The following is a 26,588-nucleotide window of genomic DNA, read 5'->3' on the forward strand; positions in this document are numbered from 1 at the left end:
AATCGGCGAGCAGCGCGTCGTGTGTCGCTCAGCCGAGTGCCGCGCGGACACCGGCCGCCATCTCGGCGACCTGTTCGTCGGTCATCACGAACGAGGGCGAGAACTGCATCGCGCCGACACCCGCGGCGCGACCCGAGATGCCGTGCTCACGAAGGGCCTTCACGAACGGAAGCGCCTCGGCCGGATCGGCGAGCTGGACGGCCGCGACGGCACCGAGGCCACTGCGCACCTCCTGCACCCGCGGATGGTCCGCGAGCGGCGCGAGGTGATCGTGCAGCGAACGCTCCAGACGCGCGGACTCGGCGAGGAGGTTCTCGCGCTCCATGATCGCCAGGTTCGCGAGCGCCGCAGCCGCGGCTCCGGCGTGACCGCCGTAGGTGTAACCGTGCCGCCACCAGACGCCACCGGAGAAGAACGGCTCGGAGATGCGCGGCGCGATGAACACCGCACCCATCGGCACGTATCCCGACGTCAGACCCTTGGCCGTGGTGACCATGTCGGGCTGCAGGTCGAAACGGGTGGACGCGAACCACGACCCGCCGATGCGGCCGAACCCGGTCACGACCTCGTCCACGACGAAGAGGATCTCGTGCTCGCGGCAGATCTCCCGCACCTCCGCGAGATAGCCCTCCGGCGGCAGGTAGATCCCGCCGGCGCCGATGATCGGTTCGCAGAAGAACGCGGCGATCGAGTCGGCGCCCTCGCGTTCGATCAACTCGAGCAGGCTCTTGGCGTTGTCCCACTCGACCGTTCGGGTGTCGGGCATGAGCTCGCCGTACCCCTCGCGGTTCACAGGGATGCCCGCGAGCGCGGTTCCGGCGACGTGCATGCCGTGGTATGCCTTCTGCCTGCCCACGACGATGCGCTTGGCAGGCCGGCCGACCTCGTTCCAGTACCTGCGGGCGAGCTTCGCGGCGGTGTCCACCGAGTCCGAACCACCCGAGGTGAAGAAGATCTTGCTGCCGGGGACCGGAGCGATCGTGGCGAGCTTGTCGGCGAGCGCGACCGTCGTCTCCGGAGCGAAGTCACCGAAGTTCGAGAAGTGCGCCATCGTCGAGAGCTGCTGCGCGACCGCATCCGCGATCTCCGTGCGCCCGTGTCCGACGTTCGTGAACCACAACCCTGCGGTGGCATCCAGGTAGCGCTTCCCGGCGTCGTCCCAGATGTACGCTCCCTCACCGCGACTGACCACGAAGGCCCCGTCGCGCTGGACCGCGCCCATGTCGGCGAACCCGTGCCACAGCGAACCGCTCATTCCTCGACCTTCCTCTCGACACCGTCGCCGGGTGTCTCGTGCGTGTCCTCACCGTATCGCCACCGGCGACCGAGTCGCCCGGCCGCGTTGACGGCCACGCAGATCAGGACGAACGCGATCACCAGGACCACGAGCCCGATCGCCATGTTCAGGTAGCCCTGCGTACGGGGGTCGATGAACGGGTACGGATACCAGTCGACGACAGGGCCCCGGACCAGGGTGTAGACGCCGTAGACGACCGGGAACCACACCCACGTGACCGCCTGGGTGTCGCTGATCCGCATCCGTGGCGGGTTGACCACCCAGTCCAGGATCAGGACCAGCGGCAGCACCCGGTGCACCAGGTTGTTGGTCCACTGACCCTGCATTCCGACGTCGATGCTCGCGAGCAGAATCGCGTACACGATGCCGGTGATGACCATGTACACCGTGACCGCACCGCGAAACATCTGCCAGCCCCGGTCCAGTGGGTCGGCGGCCGCGCCGGCGAGGAGGACGATCACGGCGAGCACGTTGCTCAGCACGGTGAAGTAGCCGAAGTAATTGAACCAGTCGAGATTCTCGGTGTGCAGCGGAATCCACACCAAGGCGAGCAGCCCGAGCGCTCCGAACACGAGCCTCAGGAGCCGATAGACCGGGTGGGTGTGGACGGGCGCGCGCGCGACGTCGGTCATGTTCAGATCGTCGCACGCACGCTGGGCAGTCCGGCGGATTTGGCCCGTCGCCCCGGACGGGCCGCCGTCCACGTCCGCGCGGACGGTGGACGCGCGTCCCCCCGGCACCGTTCGATACCCTGGCCTGAGCATGTCCACCACGCCTTCCCCCGCGCCGTCCGGCCCGAATCGACGCGACCTCACGCGTCTCCTGCCCGACCTCACCCTGCGCGACGAGCACCGCCTGCGCCGAAAGCTCGACCGCGCCCGGTCCCCGGAGGCCGTGGCCGCTCTGTCGCGGGAGATCGCCACCGCGCAGGCCCGGGTCGCGACCCGACGGGCGGCGGTCCCCACGACGACCTATCCGGAGGCACTACCGGTCAGCGCCCGCCGCGACGACATCGCCGCCGCCATCGCGGCGCACCAGGTGGTCATCGTCGCGGGCGAGACGGGGTCCGGCAAGACGACCCAGATCCCCAAGATCTGCCTCGATCTCGGCCGGGGCATTCGCGGGCTGATCGGGCACACCCAACCGCGCCGGCTGGCGGCGCGCACGGTCGCCGAGCGGATCGCCGAGGAACTCGGCACCGACCTCGGGGACGCCGTCGGCTACACAGTCCGCTTCACCGACCAGGTCTCCGACGGCACGCTCGTCAAGCTGATGACCGACGGCATCCTGCTCGCGGAGATCCAGCGCGACCGCCTGCTGCGCCGCTACGACACCCTGATCATCGACGAGGCGCACGAGCGCAGCCTCAACATCGACTTCATCCTCGGCTACCTCAAGCAGCTGCTCCCCCGCCGCCCCGATCTGAAGGTGATCATCACCTCCGCGACGATCGACCCGGAACGCTTCGCCGAGCACTTCGCCGTCGACGGGGTGCCTGCGCCGATCGTCGAGGTGTCGGGCCGCACCTTCCCCGTCGAGATGCGGTACCGCCCCCTCACCGTGCACGTCGGCGAACAGACGATCGACCGGGACCCGGTCGACGCGGTCGGCGAGGCCGTCGAGGAGCTGATGGCGGAGGGCGACGGCGACATCCTCGTCTTCCTCTCCGGCGAACGGGAGATCCGGGACACCGCCGACGCACTGCGGGAACGCAGGATCCGGGGCCTCGACATCCTCCCGCTCTACGCCCGACTGTCCGCGGCCGAGCAGCATCGCGTGTTCGAGAAGCACGCGGGCAGGCGAGTCGTGTTGTCCACCAACGTCGCCGAGACGTCACTGACGGTGCCGGGCATCCGGTACGTCGTCGATCCCGGTACCGCACGCATCTCGCGCTACTCGGTGCGGACCAAGGTGCAGCGGCTGCCGATCGAGGAGATCTCCCAGGCATCTGCGCGTCAGCGGGCCGGCCGCTGCGGTCGCGTCGCGGACGGGATCTGCATCCGCCTGTACTCGGAGGACGACTTCGAGTCCCGGCCGGAGTTCACCGAACCGGAGATCCTGCGCACCAACCTCGCCTCGGTGGTGTTGCAGATGACCGCGCTCGGCCTAGGTGACATCGAGGCGTTCCCCTTCGTGGAGAAACCCGACCCGCGAGCCGTGCGTGACGGTGTCGCCCTGCTCGAGGAACTCGGCGCGATCTCCCCGCCCAAGAAGGACGCCCCCGCCGAGCTGACCCCGGTCGGTCGCGAGCTCGCACAGATCCCCGTCGACCCCCGCATGGCGCGGATGCTCGCGCAGGCCAATCAGACGGGCTGCCTGCGCGAGATGCTCGTCATCGTCTCCGCCCTGTCGATCCAGGACGTGCGTGAACGTCCCGCCGAGCACCAGCAGGCCGCGGACGAGAAGCACGCCCGCTTCACCGTTCCGGGATCGGACTTCCTGGCCTACCAGAAGCTGTGGGAGTACCTGCGCACCCAACGGAAGGACCTGTCCTCCAATCAGTTCCGCAAGATGTGCAAGACCGAGTTCCTGCACTGGCTGCGTATCAGGGAATGGCAGGACCTGCACGGACAGCTGTCGCAGATCACCCGCTCGCTCGGCTGGTCCGTCGCCGACGCCGACGCGTCCCCCGATTCGATCCATCAGGCGCTGCTGGCGGGTCTGCTGTCCCACATCGGACTGCGTGAGGGCGACAAGAAGGATTTCCTCGGAGCCCGTGGTGCGCGGTTCGCCGTCTTCCCCGGCTCGTCGCTGTTCAAGAAGCCACCTCGCTGGGTGATGGCCGCCGAACTCGTCGAGACCTCACGCCTGTGGGGCCGCATGGCTGCGGGAATCGAGCCGGAATGGGCCGAGAAGCTCGCGCCCCACCTCGTCAAACGCACCTACTCGGAGCCGCACTGGTCCACGAAGCGGGCCTGCGCAATGGCGTACGAGCGGGTGACGCTGTACGGCATCCCCCTCGTCGCCAAGCGTGCCGTCACCTATTCCTCGATCGATCCGGAGGCGTCGCGCGAGCTGTTCATCCGGCACGCCCTCGTGCAGGGCGAGTGGCAGACCCAGCACAGCTTCTTCCACGCGAACCGGGCGCTGCTCGACGACGTCGAGGAGATGGAGACCCGCGCCCGGCGCCGCGACATCCTCGTCGACGACGAAACCCTCTACGAGTTCTACGACCAGCGGGTCGGCGCGGAGGCGGTGTCGGCGAGGCACTTCGACACCTGGTGGAAGAAGGCCCGGCGGACCGACCCCGATCTCCTGACGTTCACCGCCGCGAACGTGGTCAACCCCGAGGCCTCGTCGGTCCTCGGCGGCGATTACCCCAACACCTGGCGCCAGGGAGACCTGTCGTTCCCCCTCACGTACCAGTTCGAGCCGGGTACCGAGGACGACGGTGTCACCGCGCGCATCCCCGTCGCGCTGCTCGCGCAGGTCCGGAACGTCGGATTCGAGTGGCTGGTGCCGGGCATGCGCGAGGAGTTGGTGACGGCGCTGATCAAGACCTTGCCGAAGACGTTGCGTCGCACGGTCGTTCCCGCACCCGACTACGCGCGAGCCGCCCTGTCGGTCGTCAAGCCGCGCACCGAGCCGTTGCCGGTGGCGATGGCGCGGGAACTGACCCGGATGGCAGGCACCCCGATCAACCCGGGCGACTTCGACCTCACGGCGATTCCCGGTCACCTGCGGATGACGTTCGCCGCGGTCGATCCCGCGGGTACGGTGGTCGGCCGCAGCAAGAGCCTCGACGATCTGCGCGCCGGCCAGGCGCCGCGGGTCGCGGCGGCCGTGTCGAAGGCGGCCGCGACCACGGAACGGCCCGCCGCGACCGTGTGGACGTCCGAAACCCTGGGGACCGTCCCGGACACCGTCACCCGAGACCTCGGCGGACAGAAGGTGGTCGGCTATCCCGCGCTCGTCCCCGAATCCGGCGGTGTCGCGGTGCGGGTGATGGCGACGCCCGCCGAGCAGCGGCGGGCGATGCTCGACGGCACCCGCGCACTGTTGATGTCGGCGGTGCCGACCCCGACGAAGTCGGCCGTCGGAGGGCTCGGTACCCGAGACCGGCTGGCACTCAGCCAGAACCCGCACGGCAGTGTCGACGCCCTGATCGAGGACTGCCGCACCTGCGCCGTCGACGCGCTCGTCGACAGGCACGGCGGCCCGCCCCGCACGCCCGAGGCGTTCTCGGAGCTGCAGGCCGCGGTCCGTGCCGAACTCGCCCGGGAGGTTGCGGTGCTGGTCCGGCTCGCCGTTCCGGTTCTGGCCCGGACCCAGCGCCTCCGCGTACTCCTCGACGGCACCCGCGGCGATGCCGTCGACGACGTTCGCGAACAACTGGATTCCCTGGTGTACCGCGGGTTCGTCGCCGACACCGGCGCCACCCGTCTCCGCGAGCTGCCCCGATACCTCGACGCCGCGATCGCCCGGCTCGAGGCGCTCCCGGGCTCGGCGACCCGTGATCGCCAGAACCTCACCGTCCTGGACGGCGTGTTCGACGAGTACGGGAAGCTACTGGCCCGGCTGGACCCGCGGCGGCACCACGATCCCGACGTCGACGCAATCCGCTGGATGATCGAGGAGCTACGGGTCGGCCTGTTCGCGCAGTCGTTGGGTACCCCGTACCCGGTGTCGGACAAGCGGATCCGCAAGGCGATCGCAGCGATCACCCGGTAGCCGGGGCCGCGCGGTCACTGCCCGCAGATCCGTGGAGACACGGCGCCGGGGAAACCGCCCCTAGCGCGCGGCGGACTCGTCGGATTCGGTGCGGGCAGACTCGGCTCGGTGCACGCGGAGATCCTTGATCTCCTGCTCGAAGTCCTCGGCCGAGGAGAAGGACCGGTAGACCGACGCGAATCGCAGGTAGGCGACCTCGTCGAGGTCACGGAGCGGACCGAGGATGGCCAGGCCGACCTCGTTGCTCGGGATCTCGGCGGACCCGTTGGCGCGCACGGTCTCCTCGACCTTCTGCGCCAACTGGTACAGGGCGTCGTCTGCGACGTCGCGACCCTGGCAGGCCCGCCGGACACCGCGGACCACCTTCTCACGGCTGAACGGCTCGGTGACGCCGCTGCGCTTGACGACGGACAGCACCGCGGTCTCGACCGTGGTGAAGCGACGACCGCACTCGGGGCACTGGCGCCTGCGCCGGATCGCCTGTCCCTCGTCCGCCTCGCGCGAGTCGACGACGCGCGAGTCGGGGTGCCGACAGAACGGGCAGTGCATGGTGTGTCCTTCGCGTGAACCGTGGACGCGGTCGTGAGTTCCCGGCGCACCGAGATCGTCCTGACGCCCAGGTGCACCGAGCCCCCACGTTCCACTGGATGTGGTGGGCCCAACAAGCTTCGACAATACCGTCGGATCACCCATGGCCGTGCACGTCCCGGTCAGTCGCCCGCCGTCGGCGACCCGGACGAGGGTGCACCGACGTGCTCTGCGCCGCTCGAGACCCCGCCGCCCGCCACCCCGTCGACCGCGGTGATCCGCTCGCCGACGTCGGTGAGCGACTCGTCCACGCCCACCTGCACCACCGAGGTGCTCACCGGTGCGACGTCGCCCGCCCGCCACTGGGCGAGGCCCAGGAATCCGGCCAGCACCAGGGCCGTGGACAGCGCGGTGATCACGACGGCACCCCAGCCGACCTCCTGCGAATCGGTCGGCCGGTGCGGCGACGTCGACGTCGCCACCCGGGGCCGCTCGTACGCCATCGGCCGGCCGCCCGGGCGGCGTCCCGAATCCGCACCGGAACGGCGCAGACCTCGGCGGCGCGTGTCCGCCGCACCGGCACGCGCTGCGGCACCGCCGCCTCGCGCGATGTCGTCGGCCGTACCCGTGCGCGCCTCGCCACCGTCTCGGGTGGCGCCGAAGATGTCCGCCGCAACGCTCATGTGAACCTCCACTGGTGTCCGAACAGCACCGGCGTTCGACGTCGAGCGGTCGAATCGGCGCTGGTACTTCGAGGGCCGGATGTGCGGAAAGCCTGTGTTCGATCAAGCGTTCGAAAGAACACATGTTCGATTACTACCACGCCACACCGACAAAAGCGCCCCCGCGAGGCGAAAAAGTCGAACAGATGTTTGATCGATTCGAGATTTCCGTCTAGATTCGTGCCAGAGACCACATCACGCGCAGGCGTCACACCCGACCCGCCCGGCACACGGCACGAGACGACGGCACCACACGAGAAGACGAGGCCAGGAGGCTCCATGAAGGACGACAGCTCCAGCGACGGCGCGACGGCCGGCACCGGCCCATCCGCCACGGCGGGGCTAACGGATCGGCAGCGGCGCGTTCTGGAGGTGATCCGGGAGTCGGTCAGTGAGCGCGGGTATCCGCCCAGCATCCGGGAGATCGGCGACGCGGTCGGACTGACGTCCACCTCCTCCGTCGCGCACCAGTTGCGCACCCTCGAGCGGAAGGGGCTGCTGCGACGCGACGCCAACCGGCCGCGGGCGGTCGACGTTCGCGGACTCGACGACGCACCGACCGGCGCGGACACCACCGCGGGCGACGTGGCCGAACTCGATTCGGCGAAGCCCGCGATGGTCCCGGTTCTCGGCCGAATCGCAGCAGGCGGCCCGATCCTGGCGGAGGAAGCCGTCGAGGACGTCTTCCCGCTTCCGCGCGAGCTGGTCGGCCAGGGTTCGCTGTTCCTCCTGAAGGTGGTCGGCGAGTCGATGATCGACGCGGCCATCTGCGACGGCGACTGGGTGGTCGTGCGTCAGCAGTCCGTTGCGGAGAACGGCGACATCGTCGCCGCGATGATCGACGGCGAGGCGACAGTCAAGACGTTCAAGCGCACCAAGGGTCAGGTGTGGCTGATGCCGCACAACGAGTTGTTCGAGCCCATCCCCGGTAACGACGCGCAGATCCTCGGCAAGGTCGTCACCGTGATGCGAAAGATCTGAGCCCCCCGACAACCGGTGTGAACCCACTCGGGGCCGTGGCGGATGATTCCGTCACGGCCCCGAGTGGCCCCTCACAGGTTCCTGTGTGGCGATCCGGCGATCAGAGGTTCAGGCCGCGCCCGATGATCTCCTTCATGATCTCGCTGGTACCGCCGTAGATCTTCTGCACGCGAGAATCCATGTATGCCTTCGCGATCGGGTACTCCCGCATGTAGCCGTAGCCGCCGTGCAGCTGGAGGCAGCGGTCGATGAGCTCCACCTGACGGTCGGTGGTCCAGTACTTGGCCATCGCGGCTTCCTGGACGGTGAGCTTGTTCTCGTTCAGCAGCTCGATCGACTTGTCGACGAAGACGCGCGCGATCTGCGTCTGCGTGGCCATGTCCGCCAGTTCGAAGCGGGTGTTCTGGAAGCTGCCGATCGACTTGCCGAAGGCCTTGCGGTCGCGAACGTACTGAACTGTCATCTCCAGGGCCGACTCCATCGCGGCCGCGGCGACGACGGCGATCGAGAGCCGTTCCTGCGGAAGGTTCTTCATCAGGTAGATGAAGCCCATCCCCTCCTCACCGAGCAGGTTCGCCGCGGGCACCCGAACGTCGGTGAAGCTGAGCTCGGCGGTGTCCTGCGCCTTGAGCCCGATCTTGTCGAGATTGCGGCCACGCTCGAAGCCGTCCATGCCGCGCTCGACGACGAGCAGCGAGAATCCCTGCGCGCCCTTCTCGGGATCGGTCTGCGCGACGACGATCACCAGGTCGGCGTTGATGCCGTTCGTGATGAACGTCTTGGATCCGTTGAGGATCCAGTGGTCGCCGTCCTTCACCGCGCGGGTCTTGATGCCCTGCAGGTCGGATCCGGTGCCCGGCTCCGTCATCGCGATCGCGGTGATGATCTCGCCGGAACAGAATCCCGGCAGCCAGCGTCGCTTCTGCTCCTCTGTCGCGAGGTCCATCAGGTACGGGGCGACGACGTCGTTGTGGAGCATGAAGCCGATGCCGCTGAACCCGCGACGGGTGGTCTCCTCGGTGACGATCGTGTTGTAGCGGAAGTCGAGGACCCCGCCGCCGCCGTACTCCTCCGGCACCGCCATGCCGAGGAAGCCCTGCTCACCCGCCTTCTTCCAGACCTCGCGGTCCACGATGTTCTGCTCCTCCCACCGGTCGTGGTGGGGAGCGACCTCGAGGTCGAGGAACTTGCGGTAGGACTCACGGAAGAGTTCGTGCTCGGGCTCGAAGAGGGTGCGTTCCATGGGCCCCAGGCTAGGTCGCACCGCGCGGACCGGTCGATGACCGGAGCGAGCGGAAAGTGTGACCGCCACGGCACGTCGGAACGTATCGCGGTGGCGCGGCGGCCACCGGTCCGTCAGGCCACCTCGAAACCGTGGTAGCCCGCGACGGCGATGCCGTCACCGATCTGCTTGTAGGCCCCCACTCCCGCCGCGAACGGCAGGAACACCCGCCGCTTGCCGGGCACGTTGGCACCCATGTACCAGGACGCCGCCTGCGGAAAGAGGGTGAGGTCGGCGACGTCGTTGGTGGTGTTCACCCAGTTGTCCTCGGCCTCCACCTCGGGTTCGACGCGCACCGCACCGCGGTCGCGCAGGTGCACGAGGAGGTCCGTGATCCAGTCGACGTGGTACTCGATGGAGGTCATCATGTTCGACAGCACCGACGGGCTCTGCGGACCCGTGACCGTGAAGAGATTCGGGAAGTCCGCGGACATCAACCCCAGATAGGTGCGGGGGCCGTCCGCCCACTTCTCGCGCAGGGTGCGGTCGCCGTGACGGATGTCGATCGCGTTCAGCGCGCCGGTCATCGCGTCGTACCCGGTCGCGAGGACGATCACGTCGAACTCGCGTTCCGTGCCGCCCGCGACGATTCCCCGTTCTGTGAACCGCGCGAGAGGCTCCTCGCGCAGATCCACGAGTTCGACGTTGTCCTGGTTGTAGACCTCGAAGTACCCGGTGTCGACGCACATCCGTTTCGCAGCGATCGGGTACGAGCGCGGCGTGAGCTTCTCCGCGACAACGGGGTCGTTCACCTTCGCCCGGATCCGGGCGCGAGCGTACTCGGCGGCACGGTCGTTCGCGTCCGGGTCGAGGAGCAGATCGAAGAACGACTGTTGATAGCACAGTCCGCCGTTGTCCCAGCGTCGTTCGAGCTCGGACGTGACCGTTCCGTCGTCGAGGTCCTCGAAGAACGGCGGCAGCGCCGCCCCCTCCCCGCACTGCGCTCCCCCGCGGGTCAGGCGGCTCACCTGCCGAAACTCCGGGTAGTGCCGCTTCACCTCGGCGAGCAGATCGTCGATCGCGTGGTTGTGTGCGGGCACCGCATAGGACGGCGTGCGCTGGAAGACCGTCAGGGATCCGACGACCGGGGCGATGGCCGTGATCGTCTGCAGGCCCGACGAACCCGTCCCGACGACAGCGACTCGCTTGCCGGTCAGGTCGACGCCCTGCTCGGGCCAGTCCCAGGTCCAGTACGTGTCACCGCCGAAGTTCTCGAGTCCGTCGAACTCCGGCCTGGTCGGTACCGAGAGGCACCCGGTCGCGGCGATCACGAAGCGGCTCGTGAACCGCTCGCCCCCGTCGGTGCCGACGGTCCATTCGTTGGTGGCGTCGTCGAATTCCAGCGCGGTGACCCGGGTGTCGAACGTGATGTCGCGGCGCAGGTCGTAGCGGTCGGCGACGTGCCGGATGTAGTCGAGGATCTCCGGTTGCGCCGCGTAGCGTTCCGTCCAGTTCCACTCCTGCTCGAGCTGCGGGTCGAAGGAGTATGAGTACTCCACCGACTCGATGTCGCAGCGGGCGCCCGGGTAGCGGTTCCAGTACCAGGTGCCGCCGACCTCGGGGCCGGCCTCGATCACGCGGGTGTCGAACCCGAGTTCCCGGAGCCGGTGGAGCTGGTAGAGGCCGGCGAATCCGGCGCCGATGACGGTGACGTCGTGGTCGGCCATGTCTCATCCCTCCTGACCGCCGGGCGTGTACCCGGCGAGGAACTTCCCGATGTGGTCGGCGACGAGTTCGACGCCGGTCCGGTAGCCCGGCAGGATGTCCGCCATCTGGAAGTAGGCGTGCATCTGCCCGGCAGCCTCCTCCAGGACGACGGCCACGCCGGCGTCCGCGAGTGCCCGCGCGTATGCCACGCCCTCGTCGTGCAGTGGGTCGCATTCGGCGACGTACACGAGCGCGGGTGGCAGCCCGGCGAGAGAGGGCGCCCGCAGTGGTGACGCATCGGGACTCGTCCTCGACTCCGCATTCGAGAGGTAGTGCCCCCAGAACCAGATCATCGTGTCCCGGCTGAGCAGCAGCTGGTTCTCCGGCGCCACGTACGACGGGCGGTCGAAGTCGCAGTCGGTAACCGGGTAGACCAGCACCTGGAAGTCGATCCGCGGACCGCCGCGGTCGCGGGCCCACTGCGTCATCACCGCGGCGATGTTGCCGCCCGCACTGTCGCCGGCGACGATCAGCGGCACACCCGCCGGCGCATGTCCCTCCAGATGCTCGGCCGCCCAGCACAATCCGAGATAGCTGTCCTCGATCGCCGCAGGGAAGGGATGCTCGGGGGCCTTGCGGTAGTTCACCAGGACGACGGTCGACCGGGTGAGGTTCACCAGGTCGCGGGCGACGTGGTCGTACTGGAGGTCGATGTCACCGATCACCCAGCCGCCGCCGTGGAAGTAGACGACGACCGAACGGGATTCACCCTCGGGTTCGAGGACGCGGACGCGGATCCGGCCGCCGTCAGGGGTGTCGAGCTTGAGATTGCGGACGCGTGCGACGTCCGGCCCGCGACCGCTCATGCCCGCGAAGATCGGGCCCGCCATCCTGGCCAGGGCCGGTGTTCCTTCGTGGATCGGGGGGTCGCGGGTTTCGGCGAGCTGCGTGAGCAACGCCAGGGACACGGGTTCGAGAGGCATGCGGGTCACTCCCTTCCGTCGTCGACGAACCCCACGCCGGGCAACGGCCCGGCGTGGGGCGTCGAGAGGTCACTGCGACGCGGTGCGCCCGATTCAGCGCGGCGCGGAACGCGTGATCAGCGCTGGATGGACTTCACCTCGAGGAACTCCTCGAGTCCGTACTCGCCCGCCTCGCGTCCGAGACCGGACTGCTTGTAACCGCCGAACGGCGCGTTGGGGTTGAAGGCACCCGCGTTGACCTGGACCTGGCCGGCACGGATCCGGCGGGCGATCTTCTCGGCACGTTCCGGCGAACCCCACACGGCTCCGGCCAGGCCGTAGTCGGTGTTGTTCGCGATCCGGACGGCCTCCTCCTCGCTGTCGTACGCGACGATCGACAGAACGGGACCGAAGATCTCCTCCTGGTGGATCGTCATGTCCTCGGTGACGTCGGAGAATACGGTGGGCCGGACGAACGCGCCGGGAGCGTCGACGTCGGTCGCCCCTCCGGTCACGAGCCGTGCGCCCTCGTCGATTCCGGTTTTGATGAACCCGAGCACCCGCTTCTGCTGTGCCCGGGAGGACAACGGGCCGACGGCGGTTCCGTCGTCGGTCGGGTCACCGACGGGGAGGGCGTCTGCGGTCGCCTTCGCGAGCGCCTCGACCTCGGCGACCTTGTCGCGCGGGACGATCATGCGGGTCAGCGCGGTGCACGTCTGGCCGGAGTTCATCATCATCATCTGGACCGAGGCGGGGACGACGGCGGCGAGGTCCGCGTCGTCGAGCACAACGTTGGGACTCTTGCCGCCCAGTTCCAGCGACACCTTCTTGACGTTGCGCGCCGCCACTTCCGACACGCGCTTACCCGCCCGGGTGGAGCCGGTGAAGCTGACGACGTCGACGTCGTCGTGACCGGCGATCGCCTCACCGACCTCGGCGCCGGTGCCGAAGACGATGTTGAAGACGCCCGGCGGGAGACCGACCTCGTCGACGATCTCGGTCAGCGTGATCGCGCACAGCGGCGTCACCTCGCTGGGCTTGACGACGACGGTGTTGCCCGCTGCGAGTCCGTACGCCACCTTGAGCGCGATCTGGTGCAGCGGATAGTTCCACGGCGTGATGGCGCCGAGTACACCGAAAGGCTCACGGACGACCGTCGATCCGCGGTGCTCGCCCTCGAACTCGTACTCCCGCACGATGTTCGCGGCTTCCGCGAAACTGTTGATCGGCAACGGCGTCTGGACGGCCCGCGCGACGGAGATCGGGCAGCCCATCTCGGACGAGATCGTCCGCGCGAGTTCTTCCGACCGCTCGGCGATCTTGCCTGCGATCGCAGCGAGGTAGTCGGCACGCTCCGAGGCCGGCGTCGCCGACCATGCGGGGAAGGCGGCGCGGGCCGCGGCGACGGCGGTGTCTACGTCGACCGAGGTACCGGCCGTCACCTCGGCGATCACCTCGTCGGTGGCCGGATTCGTGACGGGAATCCGCTGCGTGCCGGACGAGGCGGTCCACTTGCCGTCGATGTAGTTCTTGTCGTGGATCTGCATGTGTCGGATGCTCCTGAAATCGTCGATGCGGTCAGGTCGATGCGGTCGTCAGTAGTCGGCGTCGCCGTAGACGACGAGACCGCGCAGGTTCTTGCCGTCGAACATGTCCTGGTACCCCTGGTTGATGTCCTCGAGGCGGTACTTCGTCGTCACGAGTTCCTCGAGCTTCAGGTTCCCTGTGCGGTAGAGATCGAGCAGCTTGGGAATCTGGGTGCGCGGACCGACACCGCCGAAGATGGCGCCCTGGACCCGCTTCTGGAGGAGGGTGAGCTCGAACAGGTTGAGGTCGACGGTCGGGGCCGCGAAGTTGCCCATGCCGGTGACGATCACCTGACCGCCCTTCCCGGTCAGGCTCAGCGCCTGCTGGATGTGCTCGCCGTGGATCTCGCCGACGGTGATGATCGTGACCTGGGCCATCTTGCCCCAGGTGAGGTCGGGCAGTTCGGCCATCGCCTCGTCGACGGAGGCGTAGGTGTGGGTGGCCCCGAAGTCCAGTGCCTGCTTGCGCTTGAACTCGATCGGGTCGATCGCGACGACGAACCGGGCGCCCGCGTGCTTTGCGCCCTGGACCGAGTTGATACCCACGCCGCCGATGCCCATCACGACCACGGTGTCGCCGGGACGGGTGTTTCCGATCTCGGTCGCGGATCCCCAGCCGGTGGAGACGCCACAGCCGAGGAGCGCCGCCACCTCGAGGGGGATGTCCTTCTCGATCTTGACGACCGAGGCTTCGCTGACGGTGACGTAGGGCGCGAACGTCCCGAGCAGACACATCTGGATGACCGGCTGACCGTCCTTGGTCACCCGGAAGGTTTTGTCCGAGATGGCCTGGCCGGTGAGCAGGCCGGCACCCTCGTCGCACAGATTCTGCAGGCCGGTGGCGCAGGACGGGCAGGTTCCGCAGGCGGGGATGAACGCCAGAACGACGTGGTCACCCACCTCGAGTCCGGTAACACCGGGCCCGACCTTGGTGACGACACCCGCGCCCTCGTGCCCGCCGAGAACCGGCATGAACGGTACCGGGCTGTCGCCGGCGACGACGTGCGCGTCGGAATGGCACAGGCCCGACGCAGCCAGCTTGACCTGGACCTCACCGGCGACCGGGTCGCCGAGTTCCACCTCGGTGATCTTCCAGGGCGCGCCGACCTCTTCGACGATCGCAGCCTTGACCTTCATGCAACGCCTCCTCATGTGTGCCAACAGACACAGTCATCCTCATGTGTGATGTGTGTCACTGATCACACACGGTAGGTGCCACCCAGGAAATCGGCCAGGACCGTCCGGGCCACAACGCGACAGTTCCGGCCACGGTGGGTCGCACCGCGGCCCGGCACGCCACGCTAGAACTCGTTGACGCTTCGACCGTCGTCGGTGAGACTGGCCACATGATCCCCGGCGCCGTGGTCCGTCGCGAACTCTCTCCGGCGCCTGCGGTGACGCAGGCGTCGAACCGGATCATCGCCGCAATCACCGATCCCTGGGACCACCCCCGGACGATGGTGTCCGTCTCGCTCATGTGCGAATGGGGCGCGGCGCACGGCATCCCTGCGGCGACCCTCCTGGGCGGATCGGGCATCGACGAGCGGTCGCTGACCGATCCGGAGGTGCTCGTCGAGGCTCGCCAGGAGATGGCCGTCATCCGAAACCTGGTGTCCACGACCGCGGGACGGCCGGGAGTCGGGATCGAGTTGGGGTCGCTGTACCACCTGACCGCCTACGGGTATCTCGGATACCTGCTCACGGCGGCGGCGACCGCCCGCGACACCGTCGAGCACGGTCTGCACTTCGCCCTGCTCACCTTCGCGTTCACGACCATGACGGCACGGATCGACGCGGACGGTCGGTACGTCCTCACCTTCGAGGCCGAAGACGTACCGGAGGACATCCGGTGGTTCGTGGTGGAACGGGACGTCGCAGCGGTCGTGCAGGTGCACCGCGAGATCTTTCCCGGCGCCGACCGGGTGCCGTTGCGCGAGATCCGCCTCGAGGCCGGTCGACCCGGTTCGACGAGCGTGTACTCGGACTACTTCGGAGTGCCGATCGAGTTCGGGTGCGGCCGCAGTGAGGTCGTGCTGGATGCCGGTTACCTCGACGAGGTGCCCCCGATGGCGAACACACTCACGGCGCAGCTCCTCGTCGCTCAGTGCGAACGGATTCGTGCCGAGCGTCTCCACCACACCGGCGTCGCCGCCCAGGTCCGCGCCCACCTGCTCGACCGGACGTCGCTGGACCTGACGCTGGAGGAGGTGGCGATGCAGCTGCACTACGCACCGCGCACGCTGCGGCGGCACCTCGAGCACGAGGGCACGACGTTCCGGGAGCTCCTCGAGGAGGTGCGCCGCGGCGTCGCGGAGAGCCTGCTGCGGGAACGTTCTGTGCCCCGGCACGAGATCGCCCGGCGACTCGGGTACCAGGACTGGTCGAGTGTGGTGCGGGCGCGCCGCCGCTGGAAGCGCGCATGACGCCGCCGCTGGAAGCGCGCATGACACCGCCCCCGCACCGAGCGCTGTTCGGGTTCAGCGTCGGAAGCGCGCCAGCCATTTCATGAGCGGGTAGCCGACGAGGATGCCCACCGACCCCCAGGCGATGCCGCCGAGTTCGACGGACCCGATGGAGAGGGTGAGGTCTCCGATGCCCGCGACGATCGCGGCGGCGACGACGGTGAGGTTGACGGGGTCGGTGAAGTCGACCTTCGCGTCGGCCCAGATGCGGACGCCGAGGATGCCGATCAGTCCGTAGAGCACGAGGGTGGCACCGCCGATCACGCCGTCGGGGACGGTGAAGACGAGTGCGCCGAACTTCGGCGAGAACGCCAGGACGATCGCGGTCGCGGCTGCCACCCAGTAGGCGGCCGTCGAGTAGACGCGGGTCGCGGCCATCACTCCGATGTTCTCGGCGTAGGTGGTGGTACCGGAACCACCGCCCGCGCCCGCGAGCGTGGTCGCGAGCCCGTCCGCGAAGAGTGCGTCGCCGGCGACGGCGTCGAGGTTGCGTCCGGTCATCGCGGACACGGCCTTGACGTGGCCGACGTTCTCGGCGATCAACACGATCACCACCGGCAGCGCGAGCGCGATCACCGACCATTCGAAGGTGGGCCCGCGCAGTTCGGGGAGGCCGATCCAGGCCGCCTCCCGCAGCGCGTCGACGCGGTCGGTGGCGAGTTCACCTGTGACGGCGGCGAACACCCAGCCGATGACGACACCGACGAGGATGCCGAGGCGGCCCAGCAGTCCCGGGCCGGCCGCGGTGACGACGAGCACGGACACGAGGGTGACCCCCGCGACGAGTGGTTGCGCCTCGAACGACCCGACGGCGGCTGGCGCGAGGTTCAGTCCGATCAGCATCACCACCGCGCCGGTGACGATCGGGGGCATCACCGCGTCCAGGACGCGGGCACCTGCCGCCTTCACGAGCAGGCCGACGAGCATCAGCACCACGCCGACGCTGAGCACCGCGCCGAGTTGCGCGGCAGGCCCGTCGGCGGCGGACGCGGTGAGCGGCGCGATGAACGCGAAGGACGACCCGAGGTAGCTGGGTACCCTGCCCCGGGTGATCAGCAGGAACAGCGCGGTACCGATGCCGGAGAACAGCAGGGTGGTGGTGACCGGGAACCCGGTGATCGTCGGTACCAGGAGGGTGGCACCGAACATCGCGATGACGTGCTGCATGCCGATTCCGACGGTCCGCGGCCAGCTGAGCCGCTCGTCGGGGGCGACGACCTCACCGTCGGTGATCGACCGGCCGTCGCCGTGCAGGGTCCACCCGAAGCCGCCGCGCGCGGCCATGTCTCGTTTGGTCACGAGGCAGATCCTAGGGCGCGTGCGGGCGGCCGGCCCTACGCGATCAGCTCCCGAACGACGGTGCGGGCGTCTCGCCGTCGAACAGTGCCCGGACGAACGGCACGGTGTCGGGCAGGGAGGCTGCCATGGTTCCGCTGTGGTCGGTCGGGTAGGTCTTGAACGTCAGCGGCTCGCCGTTGCGGGCGAGGGTGCTGCCCAGGAGCAACGTCGACGGCATGATGACGTCGGTGTCCTTGAGGCCCTGTCCGATGAAGAACGGCTTGTCGTAACCGGTTTCGGGGACACCCATGTAGTCGGTGAGCACGCCCTGGATGTTCGGGATGGTCGAGAGCGGCTTGTCGAACAACGATCCGACGACCAGCCCGGTCGCTTCCTTCTTGAGCGGGTCGTAGCAGAGGATTTCGGCCTTCGCGAGCCACTCGCGTCCGGAGTCGTTGAGGAGGGACGGGATACCGAGTTCCGGGTGCGCGGCGTTGAGCCCGGCGAGGATGTAGAGCGAGTAGACCGTCAGACCGCCGGGCAGTGCCACCGGCGGGAAGCCGGGGCCCGCGAGGGCGACGATGTTCTCGATGTAGGCGGGAACTCCGGTGCCGACTGCGCCGCGGTAGTCGAGTTCGGGTCCGCCGAACTCGGTGGCGTAGCGGGCGGTGGTGATCGCGGCGCCTGCGCCCTGGGACTGTCCGATCGCGACCCAGGTGTTCGACAGCGACGGCTCGACGGCGCGGCCCGCCTTGACCATGTCGACGACGCTGTGTGCCTCCGCCTTGCCGTCGAGGTAGGGCATGGTACCGGGGGTTCCGAGGCCGGCGTAGTCGCTGGCGACGACGGCGTAGCCCTGGTCGAGCCACGTTCCGAGGTAGGCGAAGTCGCGCTCACGGGCTCCGGGTCCGACGACGGACGGCGCGCAGTCGTCACCGAGTCCGACGGTGCCGTGCGCCCACGACAGCACGGGCCAGCCCCCCTCGGGCGCCTCGCCCTCGGGGACGAAGACGGTGCCGGTGCTCAGCGCCGGTTCACCGGTCGCCCCGGTGGTCCAGTAGGTGAGCCGGTGCGCGTTCGCGGAACCCGGATACCAGAGGTCTCGGGGCAGGGTCTCGTTCGCGGTGACGGTGCCGGGCGCGGTGGACGCGGGTGCGGCGAGTGCGGGTGCGGCGCCGAGCAGCGCGCCTCCGAGTGCCAGTGCAAGGCCGAGTGCGCCGGTACGTCGGCGGATGGTTCGGGTCACGGTGTTCCTTTTCGACATGCGCACCGGCCGCGGTCGCGGCCCGGTGTCGCGACCCTACGAGTTGTTCAACCACATGGTCAAGCTTTCGTCCATTCGAGCAGGCGATCCACGTTCCAGGTGTTGACGATCCGGTCCGCCGGCACCTCGCACGCCTGCGCGCGTTCGCATCCGTAGCCCTGGAAGTCGAGTTGCCCCGGTGCATGGGCGTCCGTGTCGATCGAGAACAGGCAGCCGCGTTCCAGCGCGACACGAATGAGCCGCGACGGTGGATCACGGCGTTCCGGTCGACTGTTGATCTCGACCGCCGTGTCGAACCGACGGCACGCCTCGAACACGACCTCTGCGTTGAAATCCGACTCACCGCGGGTGCCGCGGCCGCCCTCGACAAGCCTGCCCGTGCAGTGCCCGAGGACGTCGACAAGCGGGTTCGCGACCGCCCGCACCATTCGCCGCGTCATCGCATCGTGGTCCATCCTCAGTTTCGAGTGCACGCTCGCGACGACGACGTCGAGTTCGGCGAGCAGTGCCGGATCCTGATCGAGCGTCCCGTCGTCGAGAATGTCCACCTCGATACCGGTGAGGATCCGGAACGGCGCGAGTTCCTCGTTCAGTTCCGCCACGACCTCGAGTTGTCGCCGCAGCCGGTCGGCGGACAGCCCGTTCGCCACCGTCAGCCGCGGCGAGTGATCGGTGAGGGCACAGTAGTCGTGCCCGATCATCGCCGCCCGGCGCATCATCTCCGCGATCGGACTGCCACCGTCGGACCAGTCAGAATGAGTGTGCAGGTCACCGCGGAGCGCGGCGAGGAGCTCGCGTCCACCGGCGCCGATCTGCTGGGCCGACTCCTTCACCTCGGACAGGTACGCGGGCACCTCGCCGGACCACGCCTGCGCGATCACGGTCGCGGTCTTCGGCCCGATCCCTGGCAGAGCCGTCCATGTCTCGGTGCGTCCGTACCGGTCACGCTGCTCGGGACTCAGCCCCTCGACGACGTCGGCCGCGCGCCGGTATGCCTTGACCCGGTGCGTCTCGGCCCGGCCACGCTCGAGCCAGAACGCGATCTCCCGTAACGCCTCGACGGGGTCCATGCCCCCATCCTGAGCCATACGCCGCGCTATCGCAGGATCTCGGCCACCCTCTCGCGTGCCAGGGTCGGGTCCGGGGCGGCGAGCGCCGCGTCGGCAGCGCGGCGGCACTGTTCGAGATCCACCGACGCCAGCAGCGCGGATCAGCGCATCCTCGAGAAGGTCGCCGAGCCGGCGGCCGCCGACCTCGACGCCTGAAATCTGCCGCGACGCGAGGTGTCATCCGGTGCGTTCGGCGACGCCCTGTCGCCAGTAGCCCATGAAGGCCACCCGTTTGCGGTCGAATCCCCAGTCGGTGACGAGGAGCCGGCGAAGCCGTTTGATGACCGCGGCCTCGCCCGCGAGCCAGGCGTAGAACTCGCCCGCCGGTTCGGGTTCCGGTGAATCCCACAGGATCTGGGAGTCCACGTCGATATCGTCGAGCGGTTGCGCAGCATCGACGTGCGCCGCGTCGACCGCGGTGCGACCGGCGCGGTGCCACTCGTGCAACGCGGGGACGAGGAGCGATCCGATCTCGCCGCCCTCCCGGGGAAGCCAGCGGACGTCGATGGTGGCGGCGCTGGCGATCTGGACCACGTCACCGCGGTCCGGCACCTCGATCAGGGCCGTGGCGCGACAGTGCACGGGAATTCGTTCCAGGATGCCCGCGATGGCGGGCGCCGCCGTCTCGTCACCCACGAGCAGCAGCTCGGTGGCGTTGCCCGGCTTCCAGTCCATACCGGCGTGGGACTGCTCGCTGCGCGCGTCGGGCCCGACGATGACAACGGCGTCGCCGGGTGCGGCGGAGTGCAGCCATGCGGAGCCGGGTCCGACAGGGTGCCCGTGCTCGGCGTGACCGACGAAGTCGACGTCGACGCGTCGGGATGCGGTGTCGACGGCCCGCACCGTGTAGGTGCGGAACGGGCTGCGCCGCTCTTCGGGCAGGGCACGCCACCGCGCGTACCAGTCCCCGCGCAGGACGGCATCCTCGTCGTCGACTCCGAGATCCGAGTAGCAGTGGTCGTCCTTCGGGAACACCACCTTGACTCGCTGATCGCGAGCGTGATCGGCGAAGTGCTCGAAGTGCGGGCCGGTGAAGCTGACCCGGACGAAGGTCGGAGTCAGTCGTCGGACTGCGGTCACCGTCGCACGGTAGGGGCGGTAGCCGGGCCGATCAGGGGCGGCGCTCGTCTCGGGCATCGGTCTCCTTCGCGGGAACGTCGGGCTCACGTCACGAACTTTCAAAAGATTTGATAGTTCAACTTAGGGAAGCCTACACTCGGCGCGCCCGACCGATGCACCACCGAGAGGACCTTCCCGCATGACCAGCAGGACCCGCTTCCGACGAGTGGCCGCTGTCGCGTCCGCACTCCTCGCACTGACCGCGTGTTCGAACTCGAGCAACGACACGACGCACACAGCGGCGGCGGAAGCATTCGAGACGGTGACCATCGAACACGCCCTCGGCGAGGCCGTGATCAGCGAGAAGCCCGAACGAATCGTCACCCTCGGGCAGGGCTCGACGGAGACCGCCATCGCGCTCGGCACCGTCCCGGTCGGGATGGAGGAGTACCCGTGGGGCAGCGACGAGACCGGCTACATGCCCTGGATCCACGAGGCGGTCGACGAGCGCGACGCGGACCTGCCGACCCAGTTCACCGGCGGCAACGAGCTGGACATCGAGGCGATCGCGGCACTCCACCCGGACCTCATCCTCGCACCGTGGTCCGGCGTCACCCCGGAGCAGTACAACCATCTCTCGGCGATCGCACCGACCGTCGCCTACCCCGAGGTCGCCTGGACGATCACCTGGCAACAGCAGATCGAGACGATCGCTCGCGCCATGGGCCAGGTCGACGACGGCGCCCGACTCGTCGCCGACATCGACAGGCAGCTCGCCGAATCCGCGCGTCCCGAGTACGCGGGCATCACGTTCTCCTACGTCTACAACACCGGGCCCGGCACTCTCGGTGTGTTCTTCCCGACCGAACAGCGGGTGGCGATGGTGAGCGCACTCGGCCTCACCGTCGATCCCGTGGTGGACACCCTCCGCGGATACGAGGTGTCGGGCACCGACTCCGCCGTGATCGGCCTCGAGAACGCACACCTGCTCACGGGCTCCGACCTGATTTTCACGTTCTACTCCGACGCGGCGAACCGCACCGACGTCGAGGCCCAGCCCGTGTACCGGCAGATTCCCGCGGTCGCGCGCGGCTCCGTCGTTGCGCCCACCGAGCAGTCGTTCGTCACCGGTTCCTCGATCATCAATCCCTTGACCGTGCCGTGGACGATCGAGCGATTCGTCCCGCTGATCGACGAGGCCGTCGCGAAGCTCGACCGTTGACGAGGCGGCGGAAATCTTTCCGCAGGAAGCGTTTCCGTCACTCCGGTCGCGCATCTCGCTCTCGTTTGAAGCGATCCCACTCGCTGCCCAGCCGCGCGTCGACGAGCCAGCCCATGTAGTCGCGCATGTTCCGCACCCGATGCCACGCGAGGCTCCCCTCCCGAACGAAAGGGAGAGTCTCCTCGGCGAGGCGGAGCTGGTTGTGCAGGTACACCTGCTCCGCCGCCAGGAATCCCGCCCACACATCGGTGTCCATCACGAAGTAGTGCGAGCGGTCCCCCCGTTTGCGCACCCGACGCACGAACCCCCTGTCGACGAGTTGCCGGGTGTAGGTCGACACCGATCCCCGACTGATTCCCAACGCCTCGACGAGTTCCGCCGGAGCCACCCCGTCGGACTCGTCCACCAGCAGGTAACCGGCGATAAGCCCTTCTATCCGAGACGCCCCCGCCGCGGACCAGTAGTCGGCGAACCGTTCCACGAAGCCTTCGACGGTTCCCTCACCACCCGCAGCCGCACTCATGGCGCACATTCAATCACCGCAACGAAAGGGACCACACCGCGACCGACTACTGTTCGTCGGTGCCCGGAACCCCTGAGGACGACTCGTGACCACCGCGATCGTGCTGTCGCTACCGATTGCGTTCGGCTTGGCGTTGGCCGCGATGCCGATGGTGATGCTGTCGACGGTCCTGATCACCACGCGGCCGGCCCGAGTGTCGTATGCCTTCGTCGGAGGCTGGGTCGGGGGCCTGATCGCGGCGGGCGCCGTGGTGCTGACCGTCGTCGACGTGATCGCGCTGGCAGCCGAGCCCACCTGGTGGGTCGGCGCACTGAAGCTCACACTCGGCGTGCTGCTGGTCGTGCTGGCCGTCCGGAAGTGGCGCGCACGACCCCGGAATGGGCAGGACCCCACTCTCCCGCGGTGGATGGCGGCCGCCCAGACCATGACCGAAGCACGAGCGCTCCGCCTCGGGTTCCTGCTCGCGGCAGCGAATCCGAAGAACCTGGCACTGGTCGCTGCCGGCGCGACGGTGATCGCGGATGCCACGCCCCGCGTACACGAGCAGGTCATCGCCCTGATCGTCTTCGCCGTCGTGGCCAGCCTGACAGTCGGTGCACCTGCGGTCGTTCGGGTCGCCCTCGCGGACAGCGCCGATCGCACGCTGGACGCGGCCGGCACGTGGATGACCCGTCACAACGCCGCAATCATGGCCGCCGTCCTGCTCGTTCTCGGCGTCGCACTGATCGGCAACGGGGCAGCCACGCTGTAGCCGCGACGTCCGGTCACCCCGCTGAGGTCGGCACCAGTGCAGTCGCCCTACGCAGGATCTGGACAGGTTGCAGCGGGCCGTCCACGGCCTCGGAGGCACTGAGCAGGTCCCCGTTCGGAGTGAAGGCGATCGCCTCGCCCTGCGGCTGGTTCGGCATCGGTACCCGGATCGGCCCCGACCCGGTCAGGGCGGCCACGATGTCACCGTCCGGCGCCGAGAAGAGGTAGACGTCCGTGTAGGTCCGCAGTGCGACGACGCGGCCGTCCGCGCTCACCGCTCCCCCGGTCACGAGCGTCGACCCGGCGATCGGCACCGGCCCGCCGGGAGTGTCGGTCGGCCCGAGCCGAACCTGCCCGGCGCGTCGCAGCGTCGTCGGCCCCTCCGGCAGGTCCGCGGCCGACTGGTCCACCGTGTAGACCCCCGCGGCTAGGAGGATCTCCTTGGTGACGATCACCGGTCTGCCGTCCGCTCCGACCAGCAGGGCTTCCGCATCGTGAGCGCCGTCCGGGTAGACGAGCGAACGATGCTCACCCGCGCCCGTGTCCGGATCCATCGAGATCAGTCCGATCGACGTGCGGGCGCGGTTGTTGTCGCCGGTGTCGGCGAGCCACAGGGTGCCGCCGGACATCGCGAGGTCCTCGACGTCGACCGGGGTGACCGGCACCGGCAACGACCCGGTGACCGCGCACTCGTCGTCGAGCACCCACAGGGTGCGATCGGTGCCGCTGTCCCCGATCGCGAACATCCGATCCCCGTCCGACACCAGGCCCGACACCTCGGACAGTCCGGACTCCGTTGGCGTGCAGAGCGTGTCGAACTCCGCGTCGGCGGCCGCGGATCCGGACGACGAACCCGCCGAGCCGGCGGAGCTCTGCGCCGCAACGGGAGCGGTCGTCAGGACTACCGAACCCGCCACCGCGACGGCAATCGTGAGCCACCGGTGTCGTGCACGCGTGATCGATCGGGTCATCGTCGCAGGGCTCCTCCGAGTCGGGATCGGGCGGTGCCCTGGTACCGCGCCGCCCGCTGGCTGGTGGGTACCGACGGCACCTTCGCGCGGACCAGTGTGCCCGCCACCTCGCGCCACTGCCCGGGAATCGACCGAATCGCTTGTGGGTCATCGCGGCGACGTGCACCAGTGCGCAGGTGACGAGAGAACCTGCGGCAGCCGTGTCGTACCGCTGCCGCGTGCGCTCTCGACCTGCGCCTGTGTCAGGTACAACGGCGAGGACAGGTCGGCACCCGCCACGCGCGTGTCCCGCAGATCGGCGCCGAGCAGGTCCACCGCGGTGAGATCGCATTCCGCGAGGTCGGCGCCGATCAGCACCGCTCCTCGCAGGTCTGCGCCACACAGCCGCAGTCCGCGCAGGTCGCATCCGGCGAGATCGGCGCCCGGGCGCAGCCGCGGGTCGAGGTCACCGGCATCGGCGAAGTAGGCGGAGCGCACCTCGGCACTGACGTTCGTCAGCACCGTCCGGACCGCCTCGCGCACGACGTCCGTCTCCAGCGACAGCACGCCGTGGAGTCCCCCGGCGACGACGGACGCCAGCGAATCCGCGAGATCGGCTGCCTCGCGCGCGGTCCCGGGGTCGTAGGTGCGTTCCTGCGCCTCGAGGAGGTGCCAGATCATCTCGTGCACCTGCTTGACGGTCGCGAACACCGAGAACATCTGCGCGCGTGTCTCCGGACGGTCCCGCCAGCTCATCCCGCCGAACAACCGCTGGGAGACAACCTGACCTGCGCCGAAGCAGTCGAACGTCGTACATCCACGAAATCCCCTGTCGCGCAGCGCGCCGTGGATGGTGCAGGCGAACGCCCGGTCGAGGTGCCGGCAGGGCACCCCCGCTGGTTTGTCCTCCGCGAAGTCCACCGACCTCGAGAATCCGAAAGCAGTGCAGCACAGGGCGAAACACCTAGTGCAGTCAGGGTGCAGCAGGGTGCGACGATCGGCCGGGTCGACGGGCTGACCGATTGGCGGGTGAAGGGACACGTGTGACGAAGAGATGGTCATGTGAACTCCAGAGGGTGGTTCCGGTAGGGACGGAAGCCAGGGAACCCGCTGTCGGGTTCCCCCTCGGGACACACAGAATCACCACCGCGGACAGACGCGGCTCGGGTGACGAGCGATGGGTCCGGTTCACGGACGCGATGTGATGATCACTGCCGGCCAGACTAGCAGGTCACGACTCCAGGACGGGAGTTCAGGAGCGCCGCCGCCGCACGATCCACCACGTGGCGCCGGCCGCGCCCGCGACGAGGACGACACCCACCGCGACCACCGCCGCCGGTTCGACCTGGATCGCGACTGACACATTGTCGGAGCTGTCGGGCAGCGACACCAGATCCGTTGCACCACGGACGATCCGGATGGGTGCCGGTGCCGCCGCCGTCGACTCCGAGGCCGAGAGCAGGTCGCCTGCGCCCGTGAAGGCGATCGCCTCGCCCTGCGGCTCGTTCGGCAACGGAATGCGGATCGGCGTCGACCCGGTGAGTGCGGCGACGACGTCACCGTCGGGTGCCGCGTACAGGTACGCGTCGGTGTAGGTACGCAGCGCCACGACCCGGCCGTCCACGCTCACGGCGCCTCCCGTCACCAGCGTCGAACCGGCCGACGGCACGGGCCCGCCGGGTGTGTCCGTCGGTCCGACCCGGATCGCACCCGCTCGCCGCAACGGGCTCGGTCCGGGACTCGGCAGGTCCGTCACGGGAACGTCGGAGACGTAGACACCCGATTCCCCGAGCAGGGTCTTCGTGACGATCACCGGGCGCCCGTCGACACCGACAAGGAGCGCCTCGGCGTCCTGCGCGGTGTCGGGATACGTCAGTCGGTGCAGTCCACCCTCCCCGGAAGTGGCATCCATCGACGTCAACGCGATCGTCTCGCGTCGCCTGTCGTTGTCACCGGTGTCCGAGAGCCAGAGGGTGCCGTCGTGCAGGGCGAGATCCTCGACGTCGTACGAGTCCACAGGGACGTCGAGCGTCCCGGTGACCGCGCAGTTCTCACCCAGGACCCACACCGTCTGATCCGCCCCGCTGTCGCCGATCGCGTACATCCGACCATCGTCGGCCGCCAGGCCCGACAGCTCCACGAGCCCCGGTTCGGTTGGCGTGCAGAGGGTCTCGACCTCGACGTCCGTCACCTCCGGCACCGACGTCTCCTGGGCACCGGCCGGTGCGGCCACGACGAACACCGCGCCCACCACGACGCCTGCGGCCGCCACGCGGCCCCACACCCCCGGCACCA

22 protein-coding genes are annotated in these 26,588 nt (G+C 68.9%); 5 read left to right on the forward strand and 17 right to left on the reverse strand.

Annotated features, from left to right (window positions below; all coding sequences use genetic code 11):
- Positions 1-28: 28 nt before the first annotated feature.
- Positions 29-1,255: an aminotransferase family protein gene (locus ACFSJG_RS17840; RefSeq protein WP_378486578.1), complete on the reverse strand. Its 1,227-nt coding sequence runs from the start codon at positions 1,253-1,255 to the stop codon at positions 29-31.
- Entirely contained in the window at positions 1,252-1,929 is a 678-nt protein-coding gene (locus tag ACFSJG_RS17845) for a Pr6Pr family membrane protein (RefSeq protein WP_378486579.1), read from the reverse strand. Before ACFSJG_RS17845 ends, ACFSJG_RS17840 begins: the two co-directional genes overlap by 4 nt.
- A 130-nt stretch (positions 1,930-2,059) precedes the next feature.
- Here ACFSJG_RS17845 and hrpA point away from each other — a divergent pair, with 130 nt between their 5' ends.
- The gene (hrpA, locus tag ACFSJG_RS17850; protein ID WP_378486580.1) at positions 2,060-5,968 is read left to right on the forward strand and encodes an ATP-dependent RNA helicase HrpA; all 3,909 of its coding nucleotides are present in this window, start codon (positions 2,060-2,062) and stop codon (positions 5,966-5,968) included.
- Positions 5,969-6,028: 60 nt separating this feature from the next.
- On the opposite strand, the gene nrdR is transcribed toward hrpA, so the two are convergent.
- On the reverse strand, positions 6,029-6,517 hold the full coding sequence (gene nrdR / locus ACFSJG_RS17855) for a transcriptional regulator NrdR (RefSeq protein WP_378486581.1): 489 nt from the start codon (positions 6,515-6,517) through the stop codon (positions 6,029-6,031).
- A 161-nt stretch (positions 6,518-6,678) separates the two neighbouring features.
- Positions 6,679-7,179 carry a hypothetical protein gene (locus ACFSJG_RS17860; protein WP_378486582.1) on the reverse strand — a complete coding sequence of 167 codons (501 nt, stop codon included), beginning with the start codon at positions 7,177-7,179 and terminating at the stop codon, positions 6,679-6,681.
- Positions 7,180-7,497: 318 nt separating this feature from the next.
- Between ACFSJG_RS17860 and lexA the strand changes: the two genes are divergently transcribed.
- On the forward strand, positions 7,498-8,199 hold the full coding sequence (gene lexA, locus ACFSJG_RS17865; RefSeq protein WP_378486583.1) for a transcriptional repressor LexA: 702 nt from the start codon (positions 7,498-7,500) through the stop codon (positions 8,197-8,199).
- Positions 8,200-8,299: 100 nt separating this feature from the next.
- Here the strand turns inward: lexA and ACFSJG_RS17870 are convergent, their stop codons facing one another.
- The 5 genes from ACFSJG_RS17870 to ACFSJG_RS17890 form a co-directional block, all read right to left on the reverse strand.
- Positions 8,300-9,442, reverse strand: a complete 1,143-nt coding sequence (locus ACFSJG_RS17870; protein WP_378486584.1) for an acyl-CoA dehydrogenase family protein — start codon at positions 9,440-9,442, stop codon at positions 8,300-8,302.
- 113 nt (positions 9,443-9,555) lie between these two features.
- Positions 9,556-11,148, reverse strand: a complete 1,593-nt coding sequence (locus tag ACFSJG_RS17875; protein WP_378486585.1) for a flavin-containing monooxygenase — start codon at positions 11,146-11,148, stop codon at positions 9,556-9,558.
- Between the two features lie 3 nt (positions 11,149-11,151).
- Positions 11,152-12,111: an alpha/beta hydrolase gene (locus ACFSJG_RS17880; protein WP_378486586.1), complete on the reverse strand. Its 960-nt coding sequence runs from the start codon at positions 12,109-12,111 to the stop codon at positions 11,152-11,154.
- A 116-nt stretch (positions 12,112-12,227) separates the two neighbouring features.
- Positions 12,228-13,637 (reverse strand): aldehyde dehydrogenase family protein, encoded by a 1,410-nt coding sequence (locus tag ACFSJG_RS17885; protein WP_378486587.1) that lies wholly within the window; start codon positions 13,635-13,637, stop codon positions 12,228-12,230.
- A gap of 48 nt (positions 13,638-13,685) precedes the next feature.
- Positions 13,686-14,813: an NDMA-dependent alcohol dehydrogenase gene (locus ACFSJG_RS17890; RefSeq protein WP_378486588.1), complete on the reverse strand. Its 1,128-nt coding sequence runs from the start codon at positions 14,811-14,813 to the stop codon at positions 13,686-13,688.
- A 209-nt stretch (positions 14,814-15,022) separates the two neighbouring features.
- Here ACFSJG_RS17890 and ACFSJG_RS17895 point away from each other — a divergent pair, with 209 nt between their 5' ends.
- A complete protein-coding gene (locus tag ACFSJG_RS17895; RefSeq protein ID WP_378486589.1) occupies positions 15,023-16,099 on the forward strand; it encodes an AraC family transcriptional regulator in 1,077 nt (358 codons plus the stop codon).
- A 54-nt stretch (positions 16,100-16,153) separates the two neighbouring features.
- Here ACFSJG_RS17895 and ACFSJG_RS17900 read toward each other — a convergent pair whose 3' ends face one another.
- The 4 genes from ACFSJG_RS17900 to ACFSJG_RS17915 all read right to left on the reverse strand — a co-directional run bounded on the left by ACFSJG_RS17900 (position 16,154) and on the right by ACFSJG_RS17915 (position 20,926).
- Entirely contained in the window at positions 16,154-17,422 is a 1,269-nt protein-coding gene (locus ACFSJG_RS17900; RefSeq protein WP_378486856.1) for a uracil-xanthine permease family protein, read from the reverse strand.
- A 58-nt stretch (positions 17,423-17,480) separates the two neighbouring features.
- A complete protein-coding gene (locus tag ACFSJG_RS17905) occupies positions 17,481-18,680 on the reverse strand; it encodes a lipase family protein (protein WP_378486590.1) in 1,200 nt (399 codons plus the stop codon).
- A 59-nt stretch (positions 18,681-18,739) separates the two neighbouring features.
- A complete protein-coding gene (locus tag ACFSJG_RS17910) occupies positions 18,740-19,750 on the reverse strand; it encodes a PHP domain-containing protein (RefSeq protein WP_378486591.1) in 1,011 nt (336 codons plus the stop codon).
- 216 nt (positions 19,751-19,966) lie between these two features.
- The gene (locus ACFSJG_RS17915; protein WP_378486592.1) at positions 19,967-20,926 is read right to left on the reverse strand and encodes a siderophore-interacting protein; all 960 of its coding nucleotides are present in this window, start codon (positions 20,924-20,926) and stop codon (positions 19,967-19,969) included.
- A gap of 121 nt (positions 20,927-21,047) precedes the next feature.
- On the opposite strand from ACFSJG_RS17915, the gene ACFSJG_RS17920 reads away from it, so the two are divergent.
- Complete coding sequence (locus ACFSJG_RS17920) at positions 21,048-22,070, forward strand: iron-siderophore ABC transporter substrate-binding protein (protein WP_378486593.1); 1,023 nt, start codon at positions 21,048-21,050, stop codon at positions 22,068-22,070.
- A gap of 37 nt (positions 22,071-22,107) precedes the next feature.
- Here ACFSJG_RS17920 and ACFSJG_RS17925 read toward each other — a convergent pair whose 3' ends face one another.
- Positions 22,108-22,593 (reverse strand): GbsR/MarR family transcriptional regulator, encoded by a 486-nt coding sequence (locus ACFSJG_RS17925; RefSeq protein ID WP_378486594.1) that lies wholly within the window; start codon positions 22,591-22,593, stop codon positions 22,108-22,110.
- 85 nt (positions 22,594-22,678) lie between these two features.
- Here ACFSJG_RS17925 and ACFSJG_RS17930 point away from each other — a divergent pair, with 85 nt between their 5' ends.
- Positions 22,679-23,344 (forward strand): GAP family protein, encoded by a 666-nt coding sequence (locus ACFSJG_RS17930; RefSeq protein ID WP_378486595.1) that lies wholly within the window; start codon positions 22,679-22,681, stop codon positions 23,342-23,344.
- Positions 23,345-23,357: 13 nt separating this feature from the next.
- Here ACFSJG_RS17930 and ACFSJG_RS17935 read toward each other — a convergent pair whose 3' ends face one another.
- The 3 genes from ACFSJG_RS17935 to ACFSJG_RS17945 all read right to left on the reverse strand — a co-directional run bounded on the left by ACFSJG_RS17935 (position 23,358) and on the right by ACFSJG_RS17945 (position 26,586).
- Entirely contained in the window at positions 23,358-24,314 is a 957-nt protein-coding gene (locus tag ACFSJG_RS17935) for a hypothetical protein (protein ID WP_378486596.1), read from the reverse strand.
- 147 nt (positions 24,315-24,461) lie between these two features.
- The gene (locus ACFSJG_RS17940; protein ID WP_378486597.1) at positions 24,462-25,214 is read right to left on the reverse strand and encodes a pentapeptide repeat-containing protein; all 753 of its coding nucleotides are present in this window, start codon (positions 25,212-25,214) and stop codon (positions 24,462-24,464) included.
- Positions 25,215-25,545: 331 nt separating this feature from the next.
- Positions 25,546-26,586 (reverse strand): hypothetical protein, encoded by a 1,041-nt coding sequence (locus ACFSJG_RS17945; protein WP_378486598.1) that lies wholly within the window; start codon positions 26,584-26,586, stop codon positions 25,546-25,548.
- Between the last annotated feature and the right edge of the window lie 2 nt (positions 26,587-26,588).

This window comes from Rhodococcus gannanensis, assembly GCF_042681175.1.
Lineage (GTDB): Bacteria > Actinomycetota > Actinomycetes > Mycobacteriales > Mycobacteriaceae > Rhodococcus_G > Rhodococcus_G gannanensis.

Coding starts and splice junctions, on each gene's coding strand:
- ACFSJG_RS17890 (WP_378486588.1), bottom strand. CDS start 14,813: ATGAAGGTCAAGGCTGCGATCGTCGAAGAGGTCGGCGCGCCCTGGAAG.
- ACFSJG_RS17905 (WP_378486590.1), bottom strand. CDS start 18,680: ATGTCGAAAAGGAACACCGTGACCCGAACCATCCGCCGACGTACCGGC.
- ACFSJG_RS17885 (WP_378486587.1), bottom strand. CDS start 13,637: ATGCAGATCCACGACAAGAACTACATCGACGGCAAGTGGACCGCCTCG.
- ACFSJG_RS17840 (WP_378486578.1), bottom strand. CDS start 1,255: ATGAGCGGTTCGCTGTGGCACGGGTTCGCCGACATGGGCGCGGTCCAG.
- ACFSJG_RS17900 (WP_378486856.1), bottom strand. CDS start 17,422: ATGGCCGCGCGCGGCGGCTTCGGGTGGACCCTGCACGGCGACGGCCGG.
- ACFSJG_RS17915 (WP_378486592.1), bottom strand. CDS start 20,926: ATGCCCGAGACGAGCGCCGCCCCTGATCGGCCCGGCTACCGCCCCTAC.
- ACFSJG_RS17910 (WP_378486591.1), bottom strand. CDS start 19,750: ATGGACCCCGTCGAGGCGTTACGGGAGATCGCGTTCTGGCTCGAGCGT.
- lexA (WP_378486583.1), top strand. CDS start 7,498: ATGAAGGACGACAGCTCCAGCGACGGCGCGACGGCCGGCACCGGCCCA.
- ACFSJG_RS17880 (WP_378486586.1), bottom strand. CDS start 12,111: ATGCCTCTCGAACCCGTGTCCCTGGCGTTGCTCACGCAGCTCGCCGAA.
- ACFSJG_RS17875 (WP_378486585.1), bottom strand. CDS start 11,148: ATGGCCGACCACGACGTCACCGTCATCGGCGCCGGATTCGCCGGCCTC.
- ACFSJG_RS17860 (WP_378486582.1), bottom strand. CDS start 7,179: ATGAGCGTTGCGGCGGACATCTTCGGCGCCACCCGAGACGGTGGCGAG.
- ACFSJG_RS17935 (WP_378486596.1), bottom strand. CDS start 24,314: ATGACCCGATCGATCACGCGTGCACGACACCGGTGGCTCACGATTGCC.
- ACFSJG_RS17845 (WP_378486579.1), bottom strand. CDS start 1,929: ATGACCGACGTCGCGCGCGCGCCCGTCCACACCCACCCGGTCTATCGG.
- ACFSJG_RS17870 (WP_378486584.1), bottom strand. CDS start 9,442: ATGGAACGCACCCTCTTCGAGCCCGAGCACGAACTCTTCCGTGAGTCC.
- nrdR (WP_378486581.1), bottom strand. CDS start 6,517: ATGCACTGCCCGTTCTGTCGGCACCCCGACTCGCGCGTCGTCGACTCG.
- ACFSJG_RS17920 (WP_378486593.1), top strand. CDS start 21,048: ATGACCAGCAGGACCCGCTTCCGACGAGTGGCCGCTGTCGCGTCCGCA.
- hrpA (WP_378486580.1), top strand. CDS start 2,060: ATGTCCACCACGCCTTCCCCCGCGCCGTCCGGCCCGAATCGACGCGAC.
- ACFSJG_RS17895 (WP_378486589.1), top strand. CDS start 15,023: ATGATCCCCGGCGCCGTGGTCCGTCGCGAACTCTCTCCGGCGCCTGCG.
- ACFSJG_RS17925 (WP_378486594.1), bottom strand. CDS start 22,593: ATGAGTGCGGCTGCGGGTGGTGAGGGAACCGTCGAAGGCTTCGTGGAA.